The following is a 9,475-nucleotide window of genomic DNA, read 5'->3' as shown; positions in this document are numbered from 1 at the left end:
GGGTCTGTCATCAGATCGCCCCTTGCCCGAACGAACGCAATCTGGGATATTTCACAAGAACTGTTCACCAGCGCACAGGATAGGTCATGGACAACTGGGACGAATTGCGCACCGCCTACGCTGTGGCGCGCCGCGGCACGGTTTCGGGTGCAGCGGCCGCTCTCGGGGTGCACCATGCCACCGTGATCCGCCATGTCGATGCGCTCGAAGCTCGGCTCGGGGTAAAACTGTTCCAGCGCCATGCGCGGGGCTACACCCCCACCGAAGCGGGCGAGGAACTGGCGCGGGTGGCCGGGGCAACCGACGACCAGTTTGCGCAACTCGCCGCCAAGCTCTCGGGACCGGGCGCGGAGTTGTCGGGCGATCTGGTGGTGACCGCGCTGTCGAGTTTCACCTCCCGGCTCGTCCCCCTGCTCGCCGCCTTCCGCGAGACCCACCCCGGTGTGCGGCTGCGCTACCGCACCGGGCGGCGGCTGTTCCGGCTCGAATACGGCGAAGCGCACGTTGCGGTACGGGCGGGCAATCCGCCCGCGGAACCCGACAACGTGGTGCAGCCGCTCACCCGGATAGATTTCGCGCTATTCGCCGCACCGCAATACGTTGCCCGAAACGGCAAACCCGGTGCCGACTTCGCCGGGCACCCCTTTGTCGGGCCCGACGACGACAACCCCGGCTCGCCACTGCTGCGCTGGACACTCGAAAACATCGAGCCCGAGGCGATCGTGTTTCGTGCTTCGGACGATGTGAGCCTTGCCGCCGCCGTCCGGGCCGGGCTCGGGCTTGGCTTTCTGGCGACGGACGAGGCCGAGGGGATGGTGGAGATCCTGCCACCCCGGCCCGAGTGGCAAGTTACGCTCTGGCTCGTCACCCATGTCGACCTGCACCGTTCGGCCAAGGTTCAGGCACTTACCCGGCATCTCAAAGCGGCGTTCCCATGAGCCGATTCGGCGGCCGGGAAGCAATCAAGGGACACCTTGCAATGCTGGCGTTCTCGGCGCTGGTTGCGGGCTCGTTCAGCTTCGGCGGGTTGATGGCAAACGAGATCGAGCCGGTGGTTCTTCAGGCGATGCGCTTTGCGCTTGGGGCCGTGATCGTCGGCGCTTTCGCCGTCGTCTCCGGCAAGCTCAGGATCGTCGATTTCCACGCACCGTGGCGCTACCTGCTGCTTGGCGGCACCTTCGCGATCTACTTCGTGATGATGTTCGAGGGGCTGAAAACCGCCGCCCCGGTTTCCACCTCGGCGGTGATGACGCTGGTGCCGATCATGACAGCGATCCTCTCGCTCTTCATCCTCGGCCAGCGCACCACGCCCCGCATCCTGCTCGGGCTCGGCATCGGTGCCGTCGGGGCGCTGTGGGTTATCTTTCGCGGCGAGCTTGCGGCCCTTCTCGCTTTCGACGTGGGCCGGGGTGAATGGCTCTATTTCATCGGCTGCATCGCCCATGCCTTCTATGTGCCGATGGCGCGCAAGCTGAACCGGGGCGAGGCGGCGGCGGCCTCCTCCTTCCTCGTGCTCACGGCGGGGGCGCTGATCCTGCTGGTCTACGGCTGGGGCGAGATCAGCGAGACCGATTACGCCGCCCTGCCCGCGATCGTCTGGATCGCGCTTGGCTACCTCTCGCTCGGGGCCATGGCGATCACCTTCGTGCTGCTGAACTTCGCCTCGATGCGGCTCGCGGGGGCGAAGGTCATGGCCTACACCTACCTCACGCCGGGCTGGGTGATCCTGTGGGAACTGGCCTTCGGAAACGGCCTGCCCGGCCCCGGCATCCTGCTCGGCGTCGGGCTGACGATGGGGGCCGTGGTGCTGCTTCTCAAACACGAGACCTGAGAGCGCACGGGAGGTGCAGTGCCGGACCCGGCGTTGCTAATAACTGACCGGTCAGTTATTAGTGGTGCATGACGACTGACGACTCACCCACCCCGAAGTTTCGCCGCCGTGCCGAACACCGGCCCGACGAACTGCTCGATGCCGCACTCGCGCTGTTCGTCGAGAAGGGCTATGCGCACACCTCGGTTGCGCAGATCGCCCGCACCGCAGGGGTCTCGAAGGGCGCGGTCTACCTGTATTTCCCCTCGAAACAGGCGATTCTCGAAGGCCTCGTGAAACGCGCCGTTCGCCCGGTGAGCACGGCGGCGCTGACACTGCTGCGCGGCCACCCGGGCAACACCCGCGCCGCGCTTTCCGGTTTTTTACACCAACTCGCCGAGCGCCTCGCCGATCCGAAAACCACCTCGGTGCCGCGCCTCGTGCTGCGAGAAGCCGCTGCCGCGCCGGAGATCGCCGAGATGTATCGGCGTGAAATCCTCGCGCCAACGCTGCCGGTTCTCGCCGACATGATCCGCCAGGGCATTGCGTCCGGTGAGGTGCGCCCGGTTGATCCCGAACTCACCATCCGCTCGCTCATGGGCCCGATCATAGCCCACCTGCTGCTTGCCGAAGTGTTTGGTGTCCAGCCCGCCGCCGGGCTTTCGCTGCCCGCCCTGATCGACAACCACCTCGATATCCTGTTTCACGGCCTGTTGGTCCCCCCGGAGCTTCCGCGCGATGCTTGACGACATCACCACATGGTTCAGCGCGATGCTCGCCGCCCTGCTGCCCGGCTTCGGCGACGATCCCACGCCGGTCTACAACGGTTACGTCGAGGCCGAATACGTCTATGCCGCGCCATCAATCACCGGGCGCATTCACAGCCTGGCCGTGGCCGAGGGGCAAGAGATCGTTGCCGGCACATTCCTGTTCAACATCGAGGCCAGCCAGCAACGCGCCGCCCTGCGCGCCGCCAATGCCCGGGTCGCCCAGTCCGAGGCCAACCTGCGCAACCTGGAGACCGGCTCGCGCGAGCAGGAGATCGCGGTGATCCGTGCCTCTCTGGCCGAAGCCCGCGCCGAGCAGAGCCTTGCCCGCTCCACCCTTGCACGCACCGAGAGCCTGCTTGCCCGAGAACTCGTCAGCAAGGCGAAGGCGGAGGTCGACCGCGCCGCCGTCGCGCGGGCCGACGCGAACGTGACCCAGCTCGAAGCGCAACTCGCGGTGGCCGAACTGCCCGCGCGCGACGCCCAGGTGGTCGCCGCCGAGGCCACGCTGCAGGCCGCGCGCGCCGAGGCCGACCTGGCCGCGGCCCGGCTCGACGACATGCGCGTGACCGCGCCGGTGCAGGGCCGAATCGAGAAGGTGTTCTACGAGGCCGGCGAAGTGGCGGCGGCAGGTGCGCCGGTGGTCTCGATCCTGCCACCCGACGCGCTCACCGTGCTGTTCTACCTGCCGCAGGCCGAGCGTATGCGTTTTGCCATTGGCGAGACACTTGCCCTTGGCTGCGATGGCTGCATGTCGGGGCTCACCGCCACGATCATCCGGATGGCCGCCGAGCCGCAATTCACCCCGCCGATCATCTATTCGCGCGAGGAACGTGCCCGGCTGGTCTTTCGCGCCGAGGCCCGCCTGCCGCGCGGCACCGGGCTTCTGCCTGGCCAGCCAGTCACCCTTGAGCGCTTGCCATGACCGGCGCGGCAGTTTCCGTCAAAGGGCTGACCAAGGCCTTTGGCGGCACGGTCGTGGTCGACGCCATCGACATGGAGGTGCCCGAGGGTGCGATCTATGGCTTTCTCGGCCCGAACGGCTCGGGCAAGACCACCACGATCCGGCTGATGTGCGGGTTGCTGACGCCCGACGCCGGCGAGGGCCGCACGCTGGGGTTCGACATCCGCACCGACGCCCGCAAGATCAAGGAGAACGTGGGCTACATGACGCAGAAGTTCTCTCTCTACGGCGATCTCACGATCCGCGAGAACCTCGATTTCATGGCCCGGATGTACCGTTTGCCGAACCGCCGTGAGGTGGTCGACAGCACCTTGCGCGAACTTGGCCTGGAAGGCCGGGGCAACCAGCTTGCGGGCACGCTTTCGGGAGGTTGGAAACAGCGTCTCGCGCTTGCCGCCGCAATGCAGCACAAGCCCCGCCTTCTGCTCCTCGACGAGCCGACCGCCGGCGTCGATCCCAAGGCCCGGCGCGATTTCTGGGACGAGATCCGCCGACTCTCCAAGCAGGGCGTCACCGTGCTGGTCTCAACCCATTACATGGATGAGGCGGTGCAATGCGACTACATCGCCTATATCGCCTACGGCAAGAAGCTGATCGACGGGCCGGCGCGCGAGATCCCCGCGCGCATCGGGCTAACCACCTGGCGGGTCGACGGTCCCGACCTGATCGAGCTGGAAGATGCCCTGCTCGCCGATCCACGGGTCGAGCAGGTGGCCCGGTTCGGGGCGCAGCTGCACGTGTCGTCAACCGACGCGGCCGGTCTCGACGCCATGATCGCGGAATGGAAAACCCGGAACGGAAGCCACCATTGGGAGAAGAAGGAGGCCGAACTTGAGGAGGCCTTCATCTACCTCATGGCCACCGCGGCCGACAATTACGGCCTGGGCGGGGGCCGGGCATGACCCTGTTTTCGCTCTCCCGCTTCGGCGCGGTTCTGTTCAAGGAATTCGTCCAGATGCGGCGCGATCACCTCACTTTCGCGATGATGATCGGTATTCCCATCGTGCAATTGCTGATCTTCGGCTTTGCGATCAACACCGATCCACGCAACCTTCCCACGCTGGTGGAGTTGAACGACCCCAGCCCGGTGGCGCGCGCGGTGATCTCGGGCATGGACACCTCGGAATATTTCGCCTTCCACGGCTTCGTTTTCGGCCCCGAGGACGGCGACCGGGCCCTGCGCGATGGCAGCGCCAATTTCGTCGTGGTGATCCCGCCCGATTTCGAGCGCGACATCCTGCGCGGCCTCGCGCCCGAGATCCTCGTTGCCGCCGATGCCTCCGATCCCACCGCCGTGGGCTCGGCCGTGGCCGCGCTTGGCGGCATCGTCGACCGTGCCATCGCGCAGAACCTCGGCGGCCCGCTCGCGAAGATCGCCCCCGGCGCACCCCCGTTCTCAGTGGTGGTGCACAAGCAGTTCAACCCGGAAGGCAAGACCGCAACCAACATCGTGCCCGGCCTGCTCGCCATCATCCTCGCCATGACCATGGTGATGATCACCGCCGTGGCCATCGTGCGCGAGATCGAGCGCGGCACGATGGAGGCGCTGATTGCAACGCCGGTGCGCCCGACCGAAGTGATGCTGGGAAAGATCCTGCCCTACGTGGCCGTCGGCTATATCCAGACGCTGGTGTTTCTCGTCGCCGCGAAACTGCTGTTCGACGTGCCGTTCAACGGGTCGCGCCTCGCCTTTTTCGTCGGCTTCAACCTCTATATCGTGGTCAACCTCGCGCTCGGCTTCCTGATCTCCACCCTCGTGCGCACCCAGATGCAGGCGATGCAGGCGAGCTTCTTCCTGATCCTGCCAACCATCCTGCTCTCGGGCTTCATGTTCCCCTTCGCCGGGATGCCGGGCTGGGCGCAGACCATCGGCACCGCCATTCCCGCCACGCATTTTCTGCGACTGGTGCGCAAGGTCATGCTCAAGGGGGCCGAAATCGTCGATATCGTGGACGATCTGAGCGCCATCGCGCTGATCGGCGGGGTGATCTTCCTTATTGCGCTGATGCGCTACCGGCAGACGCTGGACTGACCCGGCCGCCCGGTTTCAGCGCAGGTGGCAGGCGGCAAAATGCGTGGCCCCCCTGTCGCGCAACGCGGGCTTGATCTCGGCGCACTGCGGCTCGGCGATCGGGCAACGGGTGCGGAACACGCAGCCTGACGGCGGATCGAGCGGCGAGGGCAGATCAAGATCGAGCAGCATCACCTGCTTTTGCCGTTCCAGTTCCGGATCGGGGATCGGCACCGCCGAGATCAGCGCCTCGGTATAGGGATGCGTCGGGTTGGCGTAGAGGTCCGCGGCGGGCGCGATCTCCATCACGTTGCCGAGATAGAGCACCATCACCCGGTCGGAGATATGCTTCACCACGCTGAGATCGTGGGCGATGAAGATGAGCGCGACGCCGGTCTCTTTCTGCAGATCCATCAGCAGGTTGATCACCTGGGCCTGGATCGAGACGTCGAGCGCCGAAACCGGCTCGTCGCAGATGATCAACTGCGGATTGACGATCAGCGCCCGGGCAATGCCGATGCGCTGGCACTGGCCACCGGAAAACTCGTGCGGATAGCGGTTCACAAGGTTGGGCAGGATGCCGACCGTGTCGAGCACCTCCTGCACCCGGGCCTTGACCTGGGCCCGCGACAGGCCGGGAAAATGCGTCTTCAACGGTTCGGCGACGATCTGGCCAATGGTCATGCGCGGGTTGAGCGAGGCCAACGGATCCTGGAAGATCATCTGCATTTCCTTGCGGTGCGCGCGCATCCCACGGGTATCCAGCCCGGTAAGATCGTTGCCGAGCCAGACGACCGATCCGGCTTCGATCGGCACCATCTGCATCACCGCGCGCGCCAGCGTCGACTTGCCGCAACCGCTTTCGCCGACGATGCCGAGCGTTTCGCCCGACTTGAGCTCGAAGCTCACGCCGTCGACGGCTTTCAGTTTGCGTGGACTCACCCAAGGCATCGCGCCGGGCTTCTTCACGTCGAACCAGACCTTGAGGTCATCAACCTTGAGGATCGTTTCGCTCATGCCAGTTCCTCCAGGCTGCGGCGGCAGGCGCGGGTGCGGGTGGTGAACCCCTCGGCCCGTTCGAGCGGCGGGCGAACGGTCCAGCAGAGATCGGTGGCAAAGTCGCAGCGCGGCACGAAGGGGCAGCCGTCGGGCATGTTCATCATGTTGGGCGGGTTGCCGGGAATGGTTTCGAGCTTCTCGGTTTCGCGGTCGAGCCGGGGCACCGCCTTCAGGAGCCCCATCGTGTAGGGATGGGTCGGCCGCTCGAAGACCGCCGTGGTGGTGCCATGCTCCATCGCCTGGCCGCCATACATCACCAGCGTCTCGGCGCAACTCCCGGCGACGACACCGAGATCGTGGGTGATCAGCACGATCGCCATGCCGAAATCGCGCTGGAGATCGGCGAGCAGCTTCATGATCTGCGCCTGCACGGTCACGTCGAGCGCGGTGGTCGGTTCATCCGCGATCAGGATGTCGGGCTGGCACAGGAGGCTCATCGCGATCATCACCCGCTGTCGCATGCCGCCGGAAAACTCGTGCGGATACATCGTCACCCGCGCCTTCGCTTCGGGAATGCGCACCGCGTCGAGCATCCGAACGCTTTCGGCCACTGCGGCCCGCTTCGAGATACCACGGTGATGCACCAGAACCTCGGCCATCTGGTCGGAGACTCGCAGGTAGGGATTGAGCGAGGTCATCGGGTCCTGGAAGATCATCGCGATCTTCTCCATCCGGATCCGGTTCATCTTCGCGTTGGGCAGGTTGAGAATCTCCTGCCCCTCCAGCTTTGCCGAGCCGGTCGCGCGGCCGTTCTGGGCCAGAAGCCCGGTGATCGCGAAAACCATCTGGCTCTTGCCCGATCCGCTTTCACCGACCACGCCGAGGGTTTCGCCGCGGGCAAGATCGAACGAGATCCTGTCCACCGCCGTCACGGTGCCGTCGGGGGTGTCGAATGTCACGCTGAGATCGCGGACTTGCAGAAGCGTCATGACGCAGGGCTCCTAGCGGTCTTTCGGGTCGAGCGCGTCGCGCAGCCCGTCACCGATGAAGAAGAAGGCGAAAATCGACACGACGAAGAAGGCCAGCGGAAAGAACAGCTGCCAGAGCGTGCCGTAGTTCATCGTGCTGGTGCCTTCCGAGATCAGCGCACCCCACGAGGTGAGCGGTTCTTGCACGCCCAGCCCGAGGAAGGAGATGAAGCTCTCGGTCAGGATCATCTGCGGCACCAGCAGGGTGGCATAGACCACCACGACGCCGAGCAGGTTGGGCACAACGTGACGGCGGATGATGGTGAAGGAAGGCACGCCCGTCGCAACCGCCGCCTCGATGAATTCCTTGTTCTTGATCGAAAGCGTCTGGCCGCGCACGATCCGGCTCATGTCGAGCCAGGCAGTGAGCCCGATACCGACGAAGATCATTTCAATCGACCTGCCGAAGACCACCAGCAGAAGGATCAGCACGAACATGTAGGGCACCGACATCGCGATATCGACGAAGCGCATCATCACGCTGTCAATCCGACCGCCGAGATAGCCCGCGACCGCGCCGTAGATCGTGCCGACGATCACCGCGATGCCAGCACCGATCACACCGACCATCAGGCTCACTTGCGTGCCCTGCACAACGCGCGCAAAGAGATCGCGCCCGGAGTCGTCGTAGCCAAAGAAATGCCCGTTCTCGAAGGACGGCTTGCCAAGCTCCTTGACCTTGCCGAGCACGTTCCAGTCGATGGTTTCGTTGTCGTATTGGGTAAGAAGGTGGCCGAAGAAGGCAAACAGGAAGACCGCGACCAACACGACGAGCGAGATCATCGCCGCCTTGTTGCGCACGAAACGCGCGCGGGCATCGGCCCAGAGCGAGCGGCCCTTGACCTCGGCCATGCGCTCGGCCATCGCCGCCGTTCTCGGCTGCTGTGGGTTCAGTGTTGTCAGACCGTTCGACATGCGCTGCCCCCTAAAGCCGGATCTTGGGGTCGATCCACGCGTAGAGGATATCGACCACCATGTTGAACAGGATCGTCATCGACCCGAGCAGGAAGGTGAGCCCCATCATCACCGCGTAATCGCGGTTGAAGGCGGCGTTGACGTAGAAATACCCCACCCCGCCGGTGGAGAAAATCGAGTCGATGATGAACGAGCCGGTGACCATGCCGACGAAGGCCGGACCGAGGTAGGACACCACCGGCAGGATCGTGGGCTTGAGCGCGTGACGCCAGATGATCACCCGGTCGGGCAGGCCCTTGGCACGGGCAGTACGGATGAAGTTGGAGCGCAGCACTTCGAGCATCGAGGAACGGGTAAGGCGCGCGATCGAGGCCATGTAGGACGTGGACAGCGCAATCACCGGCATGATGACGTGATCCCACTGCCCGCCATTCCACCCCCCGCCGGGCAGCCAGCCGAGCCAGAGCGTGAACACGAGGATGAGGATCGGGGCCATCACGAAGTTGGGCAGCACCTGCGCGCCGATGGTGATGCCAACGGCGAAATAATCGAGCCATGAATTCTGCCGGATCGCCGCCGCGATGCCGAGCGCGCCGCCGACAACGATGGCGAGCACGAAGGAGATCACGCCGTATTTCAGCGTCACCGGGAAACCCTGCGCAATGATGTCGTTCACCGTGCGGTCTTTGTATTTGTACGACGGGCCGAAATCGAATTGCGTGATGATCCCCTTGAGGTAGTCGACGAGCTGTTTCCACATCGGCTGGTCGAGGCCGTATTTCGCCTCGATATTGGCCAGCACCTGCGCCGGCAGGGGGCGCTCGGAATTGAACGGGCCACCGGGCGCTGTCTGCATCAGCCAGAAACTGATGATCAGCAGAACGAGAAGCGTCGGAATCGCCACGGCAACCCGTCGAACGATGAAACTGAGCATGACTTGGCCCCCGGGCAGAAAGACGGGGCGCCGCGAGTATCGCCGCG

General features: G+C 64.9%; 10 protein-coding genes. 6 read left to right on the top strand and 4 right to left on the bottom strand.

The annotated features are described in order from the left end of the window. The first annotated feature begins 86 nt into the window (after positions 1-86). From B9Y97_RS10265 to B9Y97_RS10240, 6 genes are all read left to right on the top strand, one after another. Entirely contained in the window at positions 87-938 is an 852-nt protein-coding gene (locus B9Y97_RS10265; RefSeq protein WP_085526645.1) for a LysR family transcriptional regulator, read from the top strand. Beyond that, a complete protein-coding gene (locus tag B9Y97_RS10260) occupies positions 935-1,831 on the top strand; it encodes a DMT family transporter (protein ID WP_085526644.1) in 897 nt (298 codons plus the stop codon). The genes B9Y97_RS10265 and B9Y97_RS10260 overlap by 4 nt, the downstream gene beginning before the upstream one ends. A gap of 68 nt (positions 1,832-1,899) precedes the next feature. Then, positions 1,900-2,556: a TetR/AcrR family transcriptional regulator gene (locus B9Y97_RS10255; protein ID WP_085526643.1), complete on the top strand. Its 657-nt coding sequence runs from the start codon at positions 1,900-1,902 to the stop codon at positions 2,554-2,556. Beyond that, the gene (locus B9Y97_RS10250) at positions 2,549-3,502 is read left to right on the top strand and encodes an HlyD family secretion protein (RefSeq protein WP_085526642.1); all 954 of its coding nucleotides are present in this window, start codon (positions 2,549-2,551) and stop codon (positions 3,500-3,502) included. Before B9Y97_RS10255 ends, B9Y97_RS10250 begins: the two co-directional genes overlap by 8 nt. Further along, positions 3,499-4,443 carry an ABC transporter ATP-binding protein gene (locus tag B9Y97_RS10245; protein ID WP_085526641.1) on the top strand — a complete coding sequence of 315 codons (945 nt, stop codon included), beginning with the start codon at positions 3,499-3,501 and terminating at the stop codon, positions 4,441-4,443. The genes B9Y97_RS10250 and B9Y97_RS10245 overlap by 4 nt, the downstream gene beginning before the upstream one ends. Continuing rightward, positions 4,440-5,573, top strand: a complete 1,134-nt coding sequence (locus tag B9Y97_RS10240; protein ID WP_085526640.1) for an ABC transporter permease — start codon at positions 4,440-4,442, stop codon at positions 5,571-5,573. The genes B9Y97_RS10245 and B9Y97_RS10240 overlap by 4 nt, the downstream gene beginning before the upstream one ends. Before the next feature lie 15 nt (positions 5,574-5,588). Here the strand turns inward: B9Y97_RS10240 and B9Y97_RS10235 are convergent, their stop codons facing one another. From B9Y97_RS10235 to oppB, 4 genes are all read right to left on the bottom strand, one after another. Next, positions 5,589-6,569, bottom strand: coding sequence for an oligopeptide/dipeptide ABC transporter ATP-binding protein (locus tag B9Y97_RS10235; RefSeq protein WP_085526639.1), 981 nt, complete (start codon positions 6,567-6,569; stop codon positions 5,589-5,591). Next, positions 6,566-7,540, bottom strand: a complete 975-nt coding sequence (locus tag B9Y97_RS10230) for an oligopeptide/dipeptide ABC transporter ATP-binding protein (protein ID WP_085526638.1) — start codon at positions 7,538-7,540, stop codon at positions 6,566-6,568. The genes B9Y97_RS10235 and B9Y97_RS10230 overlap by 4 nt, the downstream gene beginning before the upstream one ends. Before the next feature lie 12 nt (positions 7,541-7,552). Then, the gene (locus B9Y97_RS10225; RefSeq protein ID WP_139828421.1) at positions 7,553-8,443 is read right to left on the bottom strand and encodes an ABC transporter permease subunit; all 891 of its coding nucleotides are present in this window, start codon (positions 8,441-8,443) and stop codon (positions 7,553-7,555) included. Between the two features lie 61 nt (positions 8,444-8,504). Further along, positions 8,505-9,428: an oligopeptide ABC transporter permease OppB gene (gene oppB, locus B9Y97_RS10220; protein ID WP_085526636.1), complete on the bottom strand. Its 924-nt coding sequence runs from the start codon at positions 9,426-9,428 to the stop codon at positions 8,505-8,507. Positions 9,429-9,475: the final 47 nt, after the last annotated feature.

It is taken from the genome of Maritimibacter sp. HL-12, assembly GCF_900177545.1.
Classification (GTDB): Bacteria; Pseudomonadota; Alphaproteobacteria; order Rhodobacterales; family Rhodobacteraceae; genus Sinisalibacter.
This window is presented reverse-complemented; position numbering and strand designations above follow the sequence as displayed.

Coding starts and splice junctions, on each gene's coding strand:
- B9Y97_RS10260 (WP_085526644.1), top strand. CDS start 935: ATGAGCCGATTCGGCGGCCGGGAAGCAATCAAGGGACACCTTGCAATG.
- B9Y97_RS10240 (WP_085526640.1), top strand. CDS start 4,440: ATGACCCTGTTTTCGCTCTCCCGCTTCGGCGCGGTTCTGTTCAAGGAA.
- B9Y97_RS10225 (WP_139828421.1), bottom strand. CDS start 8,443: ATGGCCGAGCGCATGGCCGAGGTCAAGGGCCGCTCGCTCTGGGCCGAT.
- oppB (WP_085526636.1), bottom strand. CDS start 9,428: ATGCTCAGTTTCATCGTTCGACGGGTTGCCGTGGCGATTCCGACGCTT.
- B9Y97_RS10235 (WP_085526639.1), bottom strand. CDS start 6,569: ATGAGCGAAACGATCCTCAAGGTTGATGACCTCAAGGTCTGGTTCGAC.
- B9Y97_RS10255 (WP_085526643.1), top strand. CDS start 1,900: ATGACGACTGACGACTCACCCACCCCGAAGTTTCGCCGCCGTGCCGAA.
- B9Y97_RS10250 (WP_085526642.1), top strand. CDS start 2,549: ATGCTTGACGACATCACCACATGGTTCAGCGCGATGCTCGCCGCCCTG.
- B9Y97_RS10265 (WP_085526645.1), top strand. CDS start 87: ATGGACAACTGGGACGAATTGCGCACCGCCTACGCTGTGGCGCGCCGC.
- B9Y97_RS10230 (WP_085526638.1), bottom strand. CDS start 7,540: ATGACGCTTCTGCAAGTCCGCGATCTCAGCGTGACATTCGACACCCCC.
- B9Y97_RS10245 (WP_085526641.1), top strand. CDS start 3,499: ATGACCGGCGCGGCAGTTTCCGTCAAAGGGCTGACCAAGGCCTTTGGC.